Origin of the sequence: Saccharospirillum alexandrii (assembly GCF_043641555.1) — a bacterium.
GTDB classification, from domain to species: domain Bacteria; phylum Pseudomonadota; class Gammaproteobacteria; order Pseudomonadales; family Natronospirillaceae; genus Saccharospirillum; species Saccharospirillum alexandrii_A.
The window spans coordinates 373513-388509 of sequence record NZ_JBHZRJ010000005.1 but is presented as its reverse complement, the minus strand read 5'-3'; the positions used below and the strand labels follow the sequence as shown (position 1 = coordinate 388509).

At 58.1% G+C, this 14997-nt stretch carries 13 protein-coding genes; 11 read left to right on the top strand and 2 right to left on the bottom strand.

Going from position 1 to position 14997, the window contains the following annotated elements:
* The first annotated feature begins 121 nt into the window (after nt 1-121).
* The 6 genes from ACHUE7_RS18710 (at nt 122) to ACHUE7_RS18685 (ending at nt 7349) form a co-directional block, all read left to right on the top strand.
* Complete coding sequence (locus tag ACHUE7_RS18710; RefSeq protein WP_394171404.1) at nt 122-1354, top strand: aminotransferase class V-fold PLP-dependent enzyme; 1233 nt, start codon at nt 122-124, stop codon at nt 1352-1354.
* A gap of 21 nt (nt 1355-1375) precedes the next feature.
* Nucleotides 1376-1813 (top strand): GNAT family acetyltransferase, encoded by a 438-nt coding sequence (locus tag ACHUE7_RS18705; RefSeq protein ID WP_127558704.1) that lies wholly within the window; start codon nt 1376-1378, stop codon nt 1811-1813.
* Between the two features lie 65 nt (nt 1814-1878).
* Nucleotides 1879-2337: an AAC(3)-I family aminoglycoside N-acetyltransferase gene (locus ACHUE7_RS18700; RefSeq protein WP_127558702.1), complete on the top strand. Its 459-nt coding sequence runs from the start codon at nt 1879-1881 to the stop codon at nt 2335-2337.
* A gap of 165 nt (nt 2338-2502) precedes the next feature.
* Nucleotides 2503-3570: a saccharopine dehydrogenase family protein gene (locus tag ACHUE7_RS18695; RefSeq protein ID WP_394171403.1), complete on the top strand. Its 1068-nt coding sequence runs from the start codon at nt 2503-2505 to the stop codon at nt 3568-3570.
* Nucleotides 3571-3882: 312 nt separating this feature from the next.
* The gene (locus ACHUE7_RS18690; protein ID WP_394171402.1) at nt 3883-5454 is read left to right on the top strand and encodes an ABC-F family ATP-binding cassette domain-containing protein; all 1572 of its coding nucleotides are present in this window, start codon (nt 3883-3885) and stop codon (nt 5452-5454) included.
* 122 nt (nt 5455-5576) lie between these two features.
* Nucleotides 5577-7349, top strand: a complete 1773-nt coding sequence (locus ACHUE7_RS18685) for a GspE/PulE family protein (RefSeq protein WP_394171472.1) — start codon at nt 5577-5579, stop codon at nt 7347-7349.
* 210 nt (nt 7350-7559) lie between these two features.
* On the opposite strand, the gene ACHUE7_RS18680 is transcribed toward ACHUE7_RS18685, so the two are convergent.
* Nucleotides 7560-8285, bottom strand: a complete 726-nt coding sequence (locus tag ACHUE7_RS18680; RefSeq protein WP_394171401.1) for a DUF3299 domain-containing protein — start codon at nt 8283-8285, stop codon at nt 7560-7562.
* Between the two features lie 53 nt (nt 8286-8338).
* Here ACHUE7_RS18680 and ACHUE7_RS18675 point away from each other — a divergent pair, with 53 nt between their 5' ends.
* Nucleotides 8339-8965 carry a DUF3047 domain-containing protein gene (locus ACHUE7_RS18675; protein WP_394171400.1) on the top strand — a complete coding sequence of 209 codons (627 nt, stop codon included), beginning with the start codon at nt 8339-8341 and terminating at the stop codon, nt 8963-8965.
* A gap of 238 nt (nt 8966-9203) precedes the next feature.
* Complete coding sequence (locus ACHUE7_RS18670) at nt 9204-9707, top strand: DUF2244 domain-containing protein (RefSeq protein WP_394171399.1); 504 nt, start codon at nt 9204-9206, stop codon at nt 9705-9707.
* A 20-nt stretch (nt 9708-9727) separates the two neighbouring features.
* Here the strand turns inward: ACHUE7_RS18670 and ACHUE7_RS18665 are convergent, their stop codons facing one another.
* Complete coding sequence (locus tag ACHUE7_RS18665) at nt 9728-10237, bottom strand: putative periplasmic lipoprotein (protein WP_394171398.1); 510 nt, start codon at nt 10235-10237, stop codon at nt 9728-9730.
* Between the two features lie 230 nt (nt 10238-10467).
* On the opposite strand from ACHUE7_RS18665, the gene ACHUE7_RS18660 reads away from it, so the two are divergent.
* The 3 genes from ACHUE7_RS18660 to ACHUE7_RS18650 all read left to right on the top strand — a co-directional run bounded on the left by ACHUE7_RS18660 (nt 10468) and on the right by ACHUE7_RS18650 (nt 14862).
* Nucleotides 10468-11634, top strand: a complete 1167-nt coding sequence (locus ACHUE7_RS18660; protein WP_348476635.1) for an isovaleryl-CoA dehydrogenase — start codon at nt 10468-10470, stop codon at nt 11632-11634.
* A gap of 463 nt (nt 11635-12097) precedes the next feature.
* Nucleotides 12098-13258, top strand: a complete 1161-nt coding sequence (locus ACHUE7_RS18655; protein ID WP_394171397.1) for an acyl-CoA dehydrogenase family protein — start codon at nt 12098-12100, stop codon at nt 13256-13258.
* Nucleotides 13255-14862: a carboxyl transferase domain-containing protein gene (locus ACHUE7_RS18650; RefSeq protein ID WP_394171396.1), complete on the top strand. Its 1608-nt coding sequence runs from the start codon at nt 13255-13257 to the stop codon at nt 14860-14862. Before ACHUE7_RS18655 ends, ACHUE7_RS18650 begins: the two co-directional genes overlap by 4 nt.
* Nucleotides 14863-14997: the final 135 nt, after the last annotated feature.

Sequence of the window (14997 nt, the reverse complement as noted above, 5' to 3'; positions counted from 1 at the left end):
ACTCATGCTCAAAGGACGCGACACGAGTCTGATTTGACCAGAGTGGTAGTGGTAATGTGACAGTTGTTGGCCAATGCCGGCTGATCGGCCCACCCCTATTTTCAGATACTTGTGAGGAATAATGTCAGCTCTGGACCTCGATTTTGTACGCACTCAATTCCCGGCCTTCAGCGAACCCTCTCTGGCAGGCCAGGCATTTTTTGACAATGCCGGAGGCTCCTACGCTTGTCAGCAGGTGATCGACCGGCTGACCACCTTTTACCGGCAAACCAAGGTGCAACCCTACCACTTGCATCCGGTATCGCAGCAAGCCGGTGAACGGATGGATCAGTCCCATCAGCGCTTTGCCGACTACCTGAACGTGACGGCTGATGAAGTGCATTTTGGTCCGTCCACAACGCAAAATACCTATGTGCTGGCTCAGGCGTTTGCAAACTGGTTGAAACCGGGCGATGAGGTGATTGTGACCAATCAGGATCATGAGGCCAACAGTGGCGTATGGCGCCGGCTTGAACATAAGGGGGTTGTCATCCGCGAGTGGCTGGTGAAGGCAGAGACCGGCGAGCTGGACGTTGGTGATCTCGAGTCACTGATCACCGAAAAAACCAAACTGATGGCCTTTCCGCATTGTTCCAATATCGTGGCGCACATTAACCCGGTTGCTGACATCTGTGCGAAGGCGAAACAAGCGGGTGTCATCACCGTAGTTGATGGTGTGTCCTATGCGGGTCATGGTTTTCCGGATGTTGATGAGCTGGGTGCGGACATTTACTTGTTCTCACTCTATAAAACCTATGGACCGCATCAGGGCGTGATGGTGGTTCGCCAGGCACTTGCCGACACGCTCGGCAACCAGGCGCACTATTTTAACGAAGCCTACCCACACAAATGGTTTGTACCGGCCGGGCCGGACCACGCTCAGGTCGCGGCGGCTCAAGGGGTACTGGATTATTTTGATGCACTCTATGCTCATCATTTTGCGGCAGCCACCAACCCGTCTGCTAAAGCGCATCAGCTGCACTCATTATTTCATGCCGCCGAACAACCCTTGCTGGCTCAGCTGCTGGGGTTTATAAACGACCATCCAACATTGCGTCTTGTCGGCCCTGCCGATGCCCGTCAGCGCGCAGCGACGGTATCGTTGCTTCACCAACACCACCGCCCTCAGGTGTTGGCGCAATCGCTGGTCGACCAAGGCATTCAATGCGGGGCTGCACATTTTTATGCCGTGCGATTGCTCGAGGCCATGGGCATTGACCCGACGACCGGCGTGCTGCGGTTGTCGTTCGTCCACTACACCAGCCAGACGGAGATGGACCAGTTGCTGCAGGCACTGGACATGGCCAGCCAATAACACAATAGGAGAGGAACACCGTTGAATGCTCCCCCGTGTCACATAAGACCTTACCAGGAATCAGACCGCACTGCGGTGGTTGAGCTGTGGAATACCACCGGGCTGACCAAGCCTCATAACGACCCGCACAAAGACATCGACCGAAAGTTAAAGGTTAACCCGGAACTGTTTCTGGTCGGCGAAGTAGAGGGCGCTCTGGTCGCCACGGCAATGGCCGGTTATGAGGGGCATCGCGGCTGGGTTAATTACTTGGCGGTCCAACCGGGCTATCAGGGCTACGGCTATGGCCGGCACTTGATGCAGCAGGTGGAAACGTTGCTCAAAGACAGAGGGTGCCCTAAGGTCAATTTGCAAGTCCGCTCCTCCAATGAGGATGTTATCGCGTTTTACCAGGCGCTGGGCTATGGTGTTGATCCGGCGGTGAGTCTGGGCAAACGCTTGATTCCTGATACCCGCTAAGCTCGGTTTGCGCGGGTAACCGGCCTACCAGTTTTAAGATCCGCTTACTGGGAGTGGGTGCCTTCATGAAAGCGACTATACAGCAGTTAACCCCCGCTGACCTGCCACTGCTGAACACCTTGATGCAGGTGTTTGGTAAGGCCTTTGATGACTTGCCGACCTACACCGGGAAGCCACCGGCTCCGGAGTATCAGCAAAAGCTGCTGGGCAATGAGGCGTTTATTGCACTGGTGGCGGTGGAACCAAACGGCACGGTTGTCGGTGGCCTGGCGGCTTACGAATTGCCCAAGTTTGAGCAGGCGCGCAGTGAAATCTATTTATACGACTTGGCGGTATTGGCTGAATACCGGCGCAAGGGAGTAGCGACCTCCCTGATCAATACCTTGCGGCGTATCGCGGCCGACCGGGGCGCTTATGTGGTCTTTGTTCAGGCCGACACCGGTATTGAAGATGCCGCCGCCATTGCCTTGTATTCGAAGCTGGGCCAGCGAGAAGATGTCCTGCATTTTGATATTTCCGTCTAGAGAAACTCCTCAGCGTTACTGCGCTGCTAATTCCCGGCTGCTTTTCGCCATTCTTGAATTCAATTCACCAACCCCAAGGCTTTGGTCTACCAAACCAACATCCTGCAGCCCGATGGGCTAGGCTGTGGGATGGCAGACACTTATCAGGCTCTGGAGGGAGTAAGCATGGAAAAGAACTGGATGATTTACGGTGCCTACGGCTACAGCGGTGAATTGATTGCCCGTGAAGCCGTTGCCCGTGGTTTGAAACCCATGCTGGCCGGTCGCAATGAAGACAAGTTGCGCACCCTGGCCCACGAACTCAAGTTGGGGTTTCGGGTATTTGACTTGTCCGATTCGACCGCTGTGAAACGCGAGCTGGAAGACATGACTCTGGTGCTGCATTGTGCCGGCCCGTTTTCCGCGACCAGTGCACCCATGCTGGAAGGGTGTCTGGCGAGCAAGGCGCACTACTTCGACATTACCGGTGAGATGGACGTGTTTGAGCACGCCCACAGCGCGCGCATGAATGAACGCGCCCGGGAGGCTGGCATTCTTGTCTGCCCGGGTGTGGGATTTGATGTGGTACCGACCGATTGCCTGGCCGCCCAGCTCAAGCAAGCTCTGCCTGACATGACCGAACTCGATCTGGCCTTCAAGGCCGGTGGCCCGATGAGCCCTGGTACTGCCAAAACCTCAGTGGAGGGCATGGCGGGCCTGAGCCGGATTCGTCACAACGGGCGCATTGTGGAAACCCCACTGAAAACACGTCGGCTCGACATGGGCCAGGGCGAACGCACGGCGGTCAGCATTCCCTGGGGCGATGTCAGCACGGCCTATCACAGCACCGGTGTGGAAAACGTTGTGGTGTATGTGCCGGTGGCAGATCGAACGGTGAAGCGCATGAAACGGTTGCAGTCGATGTGCTGGTTGATGGGGCAGCACTGGGTGCAATCGTTCCTGAAACGTCGCATCGAAAAGAATGTACCGGGCCCAACCGCGGAGCAACGTGCCAGAAGCCGCACCTACCTCTGGGGTGAAGCGCGCAATGCAACGGGTAAGAAAGTGGTTGGCCGGTTTGAAACGCCCAATGGCTACGACCTGACCATCACCGCACCCCTGGCAATGGTAACGGCGGTGCTGGAACAAGCGGTTACGGGGCCGGGTAGCACAACACCTTCGCAGCTGATGGGGCCGGATTTTGTCTGGTCACTGCCGGGCGTCACGCCGCTGGAACTGACCCGCCTGGGTTGAAAAAACACAAAACCTCGAGTAACTTGCCAATGCGCCGGGTGGCAGTGTCACCCGGCGCGTGTCTTTCCATTCCATAAAGCGAGCCCTACGCCAATGAAGTGAACCTGTCTCCAACGGATGTACTCGATAGTCGAGTAACAGCCAGCCTGTCGATGAGCTGTGTTACTGAGCTGATTGATCGGTATGGCCTACGTTGAATTTATGGACAGGTGGCGTTCCGGAGTAGCTGGCGTTTTGAGTCGCTCTATTTCCTTTCCCTGGCGGTAAATCCGCATTGCGCGTCACCGGTCCCGTGCCCTCGGGAGGGTGTCTGTGTCCGATCCAATCTGTTTTTTTAATCAACTGACGCTGCAATGGGGCGATGATCCCTTGTGGTCCGGGCTAAGCTCGTCGTTGCCGGCGGGCGTTACCGCACTGGTGGGGCCTAACGGGCATGGCAAATCGGCCTTGCTGGAGGTTCTGGCCGGGCAGTGCGCGCCAACCCATGGCCAGGTGACCTGGTCGGTCCCGTTTTACTACCAAACTCAGCTGGACCCTCTGACCGGGCCCCGGGTGGCCGACGCACTGGGCGTCGCCTCCCTGTTTGATGCCTTTAGCCGGCTGGAACAAGGCGATGCCGAGCCCAGTGATCTGGAGCGCGTGGCCGACCACTGGCACCGGCCCGCCGAATGGGCAAAACAACTGGCAGACGCCGGGCTCGAGCCAGACCTGGCGTTGCCGGTTGAGGTGCTGAGCGGCGGTCAGCGTACCCGCCTGGCCCTGTGTCGGGCGTTGGTGCTGACCGGTCACTACCTGTTGCTGGATGAGCCCAGCAACCATCTGGACAGAGCCGGCCGGCACTGGTTGCAGCATGCACTGGCGCGGCACCCGGGCGGCGCTCTGGTGGTCAGCCACGACCGAACCCTGTTGCAACAGGTCGACCGGATTCTGGAGCTGCGCAATGGCCAGCTGGTGGAGTACGGCGGCGGGTTCGACCTGTACCAGGCGCAACGCGATGCACAGCTTGAGGCGCAAGAGCAACGGTTGGATCACCTGACCGGCCAGCAGCGAAGGCTGCAGCAACAACAGCAGGCAACGCTCGAGAAAGCGGCCAGCCGACGCCAGCAGGGCATTCAGGAGCGGCGCTCGCACTCTCAGGGCAAACTGTTACTGGGGCTGCGTAAAAACCGTTCGGAACAGACGCAGGCGCGTCTGAGCCAGCAGCAAACCCAACGTCGCGACGCTCTGAATGAAGAGCGCCAGACGGCTCAGGCCGAGCTTGAGCAATTGCGAACCCAGCGGCTGGTGATTACCCAGCCGAAAGTAACCGGTGCGGTTCAGGTTCACCTGGCGAATCTGCGGTTGCCGTTTGTGAGGCAGCCGGCGCTTGCCTGGACGGTGCACGGTGGTGAACGCTGGCGGGTGACGGGCGCTAACGGCTGTGGCAAATCTCTGTTGCTTAAATGCCTGGCGGGGTGGATTGAGCCACTGACTGGCGAGCGGGAAGTACGCGGTTCGGTCCGATACCTCGATCAGCATTTCTCCGGACTGGATCCGACTGCGTCGGCGCTCGAAAACCTGCAGCGCGACCAGCCCGAACGCCCCGCATCCGAGTTACGCACCCAGTTGGCCAGCTTGCGCTTGCGCGGCGACCAGGCCTTGCAGCCTGTCGCATCGCTCAGTGGCGGTGAACGGTTAAAGGTTGCGTTGCTGTCGCTACTGAGCCACCAGACGCCGGTCGATTTGCTGTTGCTGGATGAACCGGACAATCACCTGGACCTCGACTCGAAAGTCTTGTTGGAGCAGGCGCTGCAGGACTATCGCGGCACCCTGATTCTGGTGACGCACGACGACGCCTTCGCCGGGGCACTGGCGCCATTGTCCGAGTTTAAACTTGGGCAGTGATGCCTGCTTTATTAACAGGCCAGTTTTGCATTAGACTATGCTTAATTAATAGTCAGGGCGGTCGTGCTTGCGCGGAACGGCCCCTGCATGCCCGCTGGATAGGAGTCTATCAGTTGTCAACGGTGCGTTTAGACATCCCCGAACCGACCTACAAACCTCATCGAACCATTCACACCGGAGAAGAGTTGACTGCCTTCAGTCAGCTGCGTCGTGGAGATTTCGGACACCTGCATCTGGGTGATGTGCTGGTCGCATCCGGCGTCATCAGTCAGGAGCAACTCAAGCAAGCACTTGCTGAACAGTCGCGACTTCCAGGTGAGCGACTGGGGGCCATACTCGGCGAAAAAGGATGGGCCCGGCCGATCGACATCGTGTCAGCACTGGCAGAGTTGCTGACAATACCGCAAGTCGACCTGGAAGCGTTCGACATCGATCCGGCCGTTATCAGTCGAGTGCCCGCTCGTTTTGCCCGTGAACATGGCGTGATGCCACTGCTTGAAGACGATGATCACCTGTACCTGGCCGCAAGTGACCCGACCAATGCGGAGCTGGTTGAGTTGTTGCGCTTTATGGTTGGCAAGACCGTTGAGCTGGCCATTGCAACAGAAGAGGCCATTCACACTGCCATCAGCGAGCATTACGACCAGAACGAAGAGCGTGAAGCCCTGGCTGAGTTGCCAGCCGAACAGTCCATGTCCGATGCAACCCGTCGAAAAACGCGGCTCTCGCCAAACGTCGACGAGAAAGACCGTCCGATCATTCAGCTGGTGCAGAATCTGCTGGCGGATGCCATGACCCGCCGCGCGTCGGATATTCACCTCCGGCCCCGGGAAGATCGTCTGGATCTGCTGTACCGGATAGACGGCACGCTGACGACCATACGCAGCCTCAACAAACGATTGATGCCGCGCCTGGTTAGCCACATCAAGGTGCTGGGTAACATGAACATCGCAGAGCACCGGCTTCCCCAGGATGGCCGCTATCGTGTGACGCAGCACGGCAAGTCGATTGACTTGCGGTTGTCGGTCATTCCATCGATTCGCGGGGAGAGTGTGGTGATTCGCCTGCTCGATACCAACTTTGCGCTAAAGGACCTGCGTTCGCTGGGCTACTCTGCCAACGATGAGACCCGGCTGCGCCATTTGCTGGCCAGGAACCAGGGTATGTTACTGGTCACCGGCCCGACGGGTTCGGGCAAGTCGACCACCCTGTACACTGCCTTAACCGAGCTGATAAGAACCCACCGTAACATCATCACGGTTGAAGACCCGGTGGAATACCATCTTGATGGCCTGACCCAGATACAGACCAAAGCCGAGATTGGTTATACCTTTGCCCGGGCGTTGCGCCATATACTCCGCCATGACCCGGATATCATCATGGTCGGGGAAATGCGTGATCAGGAAACCGCTAAAATGGCCGTTGAAAGTGCACTGACGGGCCATCTGGTGCTGAGTACATTGCACACCAACAGCGCCAGCACAACGCTGACCCGTATGCTGGAAATCGGCATTGAGCCTTATCTGGTCAATGCCGCCTTGCTGGGCGTGTTGGCGCAGCGTTTGGTGCGCAGGAATTGCTCATTTTGCAAGGAGCCCGAAACCGTAACGGCCGAGGTTCGCTCACTGCTCGGAGTGAGTAACGATGAGGTCTTTTACAAGGGCCGGGGTTGCGAGCATTGCCATCATACCGGAGTGAGCGGTCGAGTGGCCGTCTACGAGTTACTGACCGTATCAGCCTCCCTGCGCGAGCTGATTAAGCCTGGCGTATCGGCCCAGGCATTGGAAAAGCAGGCAATATCAGACGGTATGACACCGCTGACCCAACATGCATTAACGCTGGCGCGCCAGGGTGTTATTCCCCTGCTGGAAGTGTACGCGGTTCGTCTGGATTAAAAAAACCCAGCTGGAGAAACTAGCCTGTAATGCGGTGGCAGACCACTGACAACGGTCTGCTCAATGGTTAAACCGTACGAGCGAGTGGCGCTCGATGCAACAACCAGTGGAGCAGGCGTGGCGAGACAATAAAGAGCCTCTGGTCATCGTGACCCACGACGATGTTTTCGTGCTTGGGAATAAGCTGTGGCCGGGTGAGCCGGGCAGGGCTCACTCGTAGGGCGAGATTGACGCTACATTTAACCGATACCCGGCGGTTCCAATATCAGTATCAGTTTTAATGACATCGATGGTGCCTTTCGCCCAGTATGGTTCGAACATGTTGTCGAAAGCTACGGGTTCATCGAGCACCACATGAACGATTTGGTTGGCCGGGGGTGGCGGGCTATGAATGCAGGCACCGTAGTAGGGCACCAGGAAGAATTCACGGACTTCATCGGCGGTCATTTCGAGCGGAACCAGAAAGCCTGGAATGCGCGCGTCAACACCGTCGAGTGCCTCGACCATGGGAACATCAGCCATGACCGATTGCAGATCGGAATACAGGCGCTGGGCTTCCGGGTCTTCATCCGTCAGGTCATATATCTCGTAACTCTCCAGATCAATCTTTTCACGCAGCGTGTTGAAATCGAAATCGGCGGGGAGCAGATCGTCCCAGCTCAGTTCCTGAAACGCCAGGTCGTCACCGGGGGCAACTGACATCGGGGCGACTTCCGAGCCTTCGGGCGGCTCCAGGGTTTGTTCTTCTTCAGACAGTGACAAGCCAGGTGAATCTGCTGCGTTTTCAGCCACCACTGGTTCGGCCGGACGATTGGCGATTTCGGCCACACTGGCCTCTTCCTCGGTCTGGCAGGCGACCAGTACAAAGGCCGCTGCTACAGTGACGATGGCAATCCGTGAGTGGTGCAAAAAACCGCGGCTAAGGTGCGACAACATGATGGCCCTGTGGTGAGGTGTGAAACCGGCGAATGATATGGAGTAACGTTTTAATGATACGCCCCCTGAGCGCTGTGCCAAGGCACGGCATCACATTTTTGCTGGCTCTTTACTTCGCGTCTGCCCTAGCCGAGCCGTTGCCGCTTGAGGCAATAGACACCTGGGCGGAACACAGCTTCGAAGGCGAGTCGCGGTTTGAATGGCTTGCCGACGAGGCTTGCCTGCGCATGAGGTCTGACAGTACGGCCTCGGCGCGGATTTGGGAGCAGGAAGTTGAACTCGATAGCAGCACCCGGATTCGTTGGCGCTGGCGCGCGGAACAGGACATCTCCGGTGTCACCCGGCAGGAAAAACCCGGAGATGATTTTGCCGGCCGCATCTACGTGGCGGTTGAGCACCCGCTGTTTTTCTGGCGTTCCCGGGTGCTGGCCTATGTGCACGCCAGTGAACTGGACATAGATACCCACTGGCCCAACCCCTTTACCGGCCAGTTTCACATGTGGGTGGTCAGCAATGGCGAGCCGGGCGACTGGCACCAGATCGAACGGCGTATCCTCGATGACTGGGAGGTGGCCTTCGGCGACCGGCCCGACCACTTTGACGCCATCGGCCTAATGGCCGATTCTGACAACAGCGGCCAGCAAACCGATTTGTGCCTGGCCGATCTTGAAGTGCAATGACGGTTGGATCTCAGGTTTCTGAGTTCGGTTCACCTAAAGGCGTTGTCCCGCACCGGATGCCGGGTATGCCTCTGTGGGGTCGGCGTAAATCCGTCCATGGCGGTCCGACGTCTCGGGCCTAGGCCGCAGCATCCCTGCTGCGGACTACCCCACAGAGGCATACCCGGCACCCGGTGCTAGTCTCCCGAGCAAACTCCGGAACTTGAGTTAGTTGAGTTAAAGAGGAGCCGTAAAACGATTGGTCACCGTAAATGCGTCAGACAAGGGGCCTTTTCTGGTCCTGCAGCCCAACCGTTCCATGAGCTGGCAAGGCACTATGAAAGTACTGGGCGCCTTGCTGGCCGTCTCAACGGTGATTGTCGCCGGTATGGTGTGGATAGGTGCCTGGGTGGTACTGCCCTTTGCCGGGCTGGAATGGCTGGCCGTAGCGGCCGGGCTGATCGTGACCGCCTGGCGTTGCCAGCAGCAGGAAGTACTCTGGTTCGAGGAAGACCGAATCCGTCTGGAACAGGGCGTATACCGACGGCAGCGCCACTGGGAGGGGCCGAGGCGCTATACCCGGTTGGTGATTTCACCGCCCATTCATCCGCTCGGGCCACCGCAGCTGGCACTCGCCTACCGGGATGACCAGCAGGCGTTTGCGGTTTTTTTAAACCCGGGGGATGTGGCGTTGCTGATCAGCGAATGCCAGCGCCGGGGTATGCTGATAGACCGGCGCGCGGGGGATCAGTATCGGGTTTAGGGCCCGGGCGGTCGCAGTGATTATTCCGCCGGGCGCAGCAACGACCAGCCTTCGTAGGTATCGTCGGTCAGTATGTCGCTTAAAAACAGCACTTCAGCGGCATCGCTGCCGAGGTCAGTAATCTCGGCTTTGCGAGTGAACAATTTCTTCTCAACCATCACGTGCTTGGGCAGCGTCACATACCCGGCTTCAACACTGAACTCACCCTCAATATCGAACAGGCGAATGCCCCGGCCATCGCGTCGAACATCTTCGCGTTTCACAAAGCGATACTCACCCGGCGTCAGCCGTCCCATCACCGCGTAGGTCTGGTTTTCCACAACCGGCATGCGCAAGCGGTGCTGTTCACCACTGGCAACGTCTTCAACGGTGAACATGAAATCGTATTCAAGTTCTGTATCGCCACGGACTTCGATATCGGCCGCGAAGATCACCAGGCCTTCGTTTTCCCCGGCATAGGGGGCTTTGGTGGGGTTGGAAGAGCAGGCCGCCAGCGTGACAGCGACGAGCAGAATCAGAAGGTGTTTCATGGGTTAACCTGTGGTTATTCGTGTTGGCGCTACAATACCCCATTGCTATAGCACTGGGCAGCCCGTCTGACCCATCTTTTACAGACCCTGCCCGCCATGGCGCTTTCAGGAAAGCGTCAACTTCTCTTGACTACCTGCCCTGCTGGTCTAAGTTGACGTTAACGTCAACGTTAATTAGCCTGCAGCGACTGATCCAATCACAACAAATCCAACAGGACGGCAGATTCGCTATGAACACCTACCCCGCATTGAATTTCGGCCTGGGCGAGACCCTCGACATGCTGCGCGACACCGTCCGTGATTTCGCGCAGAAAGAAATCGCCCCGCGCGCGGCCGCAATCGACCACGACAACCTCTTCCCGGCCGACCTGTGGCAAAAATTCGGCGACCTGGGCCTGCTCGGCATCACCGTCGACGAAGAACTGGGCGGCACCGGTATGGGCTATCTGGCCCATATGGTCGCCATGGAAGAAATCAGCCGCGCCTCAGCCTCCGTGGGCCTGAGCTACGGCGCCCACTCGAACCTCTGCGTTAACCAGATTCGCCGCAATGGCAGCGCCGACCAGAAAGCCAAATACCTGCCCAAACTGATCAGTGGCGAGCACGTTGGTGCCCTGGCCATGAGCGAACCCGGCGCCGGTTCCGACGTGGTGAGCATGAAACTGAAAGCCGAACACAAAGGCGACCACTACCTGCTCAACGGCAACAAGATGTGGATCACCAACGGCCCGGACGCCGATGTTCTGGTGGTTTACGCCAAAACCGACCCGGCTGGCGGCAAACGCGGCATCACCGCCTTTCTGATCGAAAAAGATTTCCCCGGTTTCAGCACCGCCCAGAAACTCGACAAACTCGGCATGCGCGGCAGCAACACTTGCGAGCTGGTGTTCGTCGACTGCAAAGTCCCGGTCGAAAACGTCATGGGCAAAGAGGGCGATGGCGTAAAAATCCTGATGAGCGGCCTCGACTACGAACGCGCGGTGCTCGCCGCCGGCCCGGTCGGCATCATGCAAGCCTGCCTCGACGTTGTATTGCCCTACGTGCACGAACGCGAGCAGTTCGGCCAGCCCATCGGCGAGTTCCAGCTGGTGCAGGGCAAAGTCGCCGACATGTACACACGCCTGAACGCCTGCCGCGCCTACGTCTATGCGGTCGGTGCGGCCTGCGACCGCGGAGAAACTGCCCGCAAAGACGCCGCCGGCGCCATCCTCTACGCCGCCGAGAACGCCACCCAGGCAGCGCTGGATGCCATTCAAGTACTCGGCGGCAACGGCTACATCAACGAATACCCAACCGGCCGCCTGCTGCGCGACGCCAAACTCTACGAAATCGGCGCAGGCACCAGCGAGATCCGACGCATGCTCATCGGCCGCGAATTGTTCAACGAGACACGTTGATTAGGGTGGTGTTGGTTGGCTTGGTGGTTGAACGGCGGCTTCGGTTGTTCTGTGGCGGAAGTCGCTCTGGAGGTCGGCTACGGTTCTGGCGGGACGCCGTAAATACGTCCATGTAGGCTCGGCGAGAGCCATCCATGGCTCTCGACGCCCGCCAGCACCGCACCCGACCCCCAGAGCTGGTCCACGGTGGTTGCAGAATCACTTGGAAAAAGACCAAAGACTGAAGTGATTAAATTTGAGTTAAGCCATGAGACTAGTGGCGGGTGCCGGGTAGGTCATTCCGGGGAAGTCCGCAACAGGGATGTTGCGGTCTAGGCCCCATGGACGGGTTTACGCCGACCCCGGAAGGGCCTACCCGGTGACCGACACGAATGCCCGGCAACCAAGTAGAACCAACAGGGAAGCCTGGGAATATAACTCCCGGCACCGAAGCAAACTGGATTCAAACGACAGGCACTTTTTCATGACAGTACAGTCCGATTTTGGGTTAAGTGATATTCAGATCATGATGCGTGATGCGGCGCGGGCCTTTGCACGCGAGCAGTTGAAACCGCATTCGGCTGAGTGGGATCGCAGTGGTGAGCATCCGGTTGAAGTGATTCGGGCCATGGGTCAGCAGGGGTTTTATGGGCTGACTGTGCCGGAAGAGCTTGGGGGTGTGGATGCGGGGTATTTGACCCTGGCGCTCGTGGTTGAAGAAATTGCCCGGGGTGATGGAGCCTTGTCGACCATTACCTCTGTGATGAATTCAGTGGTGTGTGGACCCTTGCTTGGGTTTGGGTCTGCGGAACAAAAACAGCAATGGCTGGTACCGTTGGCCAGTGGTGAAAAACTGGGTGCGTTTTGTCTGACTGAGCCACAGGCCGGGTCGGATGCCTCGGCGTTGAAGACCCGGGCGATTAAAACCGACAGTGGTTGGGTGTTAAATGGCACGAAACAGTTTATTACCAATGGCGCGATTGCCGACCTTGCCATTGTGTTTGCGGTGACGGACCCGGCTGCGGGTAAGAAAGGCATCAGCGCGTTTCTGGTGCCAACGCATCTGCCCGGTTACGAAGTGAGCCGGGTTGAAGAAAAAATGGGGCAACGGGCGTCGGATACGGCGCAGCTGACTTTTAATGATCTTGCTTTGCCTGCAGATGCTTTGCTGGGTAAGGAAGGCCAGGGGTATTCGATTGCCCTCGGTAACCTTGAAGGTGGCCGTATTGGCATTGCCGCTCAATGCGTGGGTATGGCGCAGGCGGCGCATGAAGTGGCCTGTGCCTACGCTCTGGAACGCACCAGTTTTGGTGAGCCTTTAATGACGTATCAGGCTGTGAGTTTTCGCCTGGCGAACATGGCCACGCAAATTGAAGCGGCGCGCCAGCTGGTGTGGCATGCGGCGCGGCTGAAAGACGCCGGTTTACCCTGCTTGCGCGAAGCTGCCATGGCCAAGGTGTTTGCCAGCGAAATGGCTGAAAAAGTCTGTTCCGATGCGCTGCAGACACTCGGCGGCTATGGTTACCTGAAAGATTTCCCGCTGGAGCAGATTGCCCGGGATGTGCGGGTGACCAAAATCTACGAAGGCACCAGCGACATTCAGAATTTAATTATCGTTCGATCCATTGAGGAGCGTGGCGCATGAGCCGGATTCAATCGCGCATCGACGTGCGCGGCGAACAGTTTCAGCGACAGGACAAAGCGAACCGCGACCTGCGTGACCAACTGCAAAAACGGTTGCACCAGGTTGAGCTGGGCGGTGGTGAAGGCCCGCGTGCCAAACATCTGGCTCGGGGCAAGCGCCTGCCTCGCGAACGCATCGAACGTTTGCTGGATGCCGGTTCTCCGTTTCTGGAAATTGCGCCGTTGGCGGCCTGGGGGCTGTATGAAAACGCCGTGCCCAGCGCAGGTGTCATCGCAGGAATTGGCCGGGTGGAAGGCATCGACTGTTTGATCGTCGCCAACGACGCAACGGTTAAAGGCGGCACCTATTACCCGATGACGGTAAAGAAACACTTGCGTGCTCAGGCCATTGCCGCTGAAAACCGGTTGCCCTGTATTTACCTCGTCGACAGCGGCGGTGCCTATTTACCACTGCAAGATGAAGTCTTCCCCGATCGCGAACATTTTGGTCGCATCTTTTTCAACCAGGCCAATCTGTCGGCTCAGGGTGTTCCCCAGCTTGCGGTGGTCATGGGTTCCTGCACTGCGGGCGGTGCCTACGTACCAGCTATGTGTGACCAAAGCATCATCGTGCGCAACCAGGGCACGATTTTCCTCGGCGGTCCGCCACTGGTAAAAGCCGCCACCGGCGAAGAAGTCTCGGCTGAAGATCTGGGCGGCGGTGATGTACACGCACGCACCAGTGGCGTCGCCGACTACCTGGCCGACAACGATGATCATGCTCTGGTGCAGGCACGCCAGGCCGTGCGCCACTTTAACTGGCCTGCAAAACCGGAGCGTGGTTTGCAGCCAGCCGAGCCACCGGCCTACCCGACCGAAGAAATATACGGTCTGATCCCCGACGATACCCGCACACCCATCGATGCCCGTGAACTGATTGCGCGCATAGTCGATGGCTCAAGGCTGGATGAATTCAAAGCCCTCTACGGCACAACGCTGGTGTGCGGTTTCGCTCACATCGAAGGCCAGCCGGTCGGCATTCTCGCCAACAACGGCATTCTGTTTTCGGAATCAGCATTAAAGGGCGCCCACTTTATCGAGCTATGCAATCAGCGCGACATTCCGCTGGTTTTTTTGCAAAACATCAGCGGCTTTATGGTCGGCAAGAAATACGAAAATGGCGGCATCGCCAAAGACGGCGCCAAACTCGTCACCGCCGTGGCCTGCGCGAAAGTGCCCAAATACACCATCATCACTGGCGGCAGTTTCGGTGCGGGTAATTACGGCATGTGCGGCCGCGCTTACGACCCCAGGTTCCTGTGGACCTGGCCCAATGCGCGTATTTCAGTCATGGGTGGTGAACAGGCTGCGAACGTTTTGGCCACTGTAAAAGCCGACCAGAAAGCCGCAGCGGGTGACCCGATGAGCGAGGCGGAACTGGCCGAATTCAAAGCACCGATTCAGGCGCAATATGAAACCCAAGGTGACCCCTATTACGCCACGGGTCGACTCTGGGATGACGGAATGATCGACCCGGCCGACACCCGTGCCGTGCTTGCACTGGCACTCTCGGCCAGTCGCAATGCGCCAACAGAGCCAACACGCTATGGCGTGTTCAGAATGTAATTGACTCAAGTTTCGGAGGCTCGCTTAGCTGATGTACCAGGAGTCCGTACCAGAGGTCGGGTATGCCTCTCCGGGGTCGGCGTGAACCCGTCCATGGGGCCTAGACCGCAACATCCATGTTGCGGACTTCCCCGG

Coding starts and splice junctions, on each gene's coding strand:
- ACHUE7_RS18710 (WP_394171404.1), top strand. CDS start 122: ATGTCAGCTCTGGACCTCGATTTTGTACGCACTCAATTCCCGGCCTTC.
- ACHUE7_RS18700 (WP_127558702.1), top strand. CDS start 1,879: ATGAAAGCGACTATACAGCAGTTAACCCCCGCTGACCTGCCACTGCTG.
- ACHUE7_RS18695 (WP_394171403.1), top strand. CDS start 2,503: ATGGAAAAGAACTGGATGATTTACGGTGCCTACGGCTACAGCGGTGAA.
- ACHUE7_RS18680 (WP_394171401.1), bottom strand. CDS start 8,285: ATGTTGTCGCACCTTAGCCGCGGTTTTTTGCACCACTCACGGATTGCC.
- ACHUE7_RS18675 (WP_394171400.1), top strand. CDS start 8,339: ATGATACGCCCCCTGAGCGCTGTGCCAAGGCACGGCATCACATTTTTG.
- ACHUE7_RS18665 (WP_394171398.1), bottom strand. CDS start 10,237: ATGAAACACCTTCTGATTCTGCTCGTCGCTGTCACGCTGGCGGCCTGC.
- ACHUE7_RS18660 (WP_348476635.1), top strand. CDS start 10,468: ATGAACACCTACCCCGCATTGAATTTCGGCCTGGGCGAGACCCTCGAC.
- ACHUE7_RS18655 (WP_394171397.1), top strand. CDS start 12,098: ATGACAGTACAGTCCGATTTTGGGTTAAGTGATATTCAGATCATGATG.
- ACHUE7_RS18650 (WP_394171396.1), top strand. CDS start 13,255: ATGAGCCGGATTCAATCGCGCATCGACGTGCGCGGCGAACAGTTTCAG.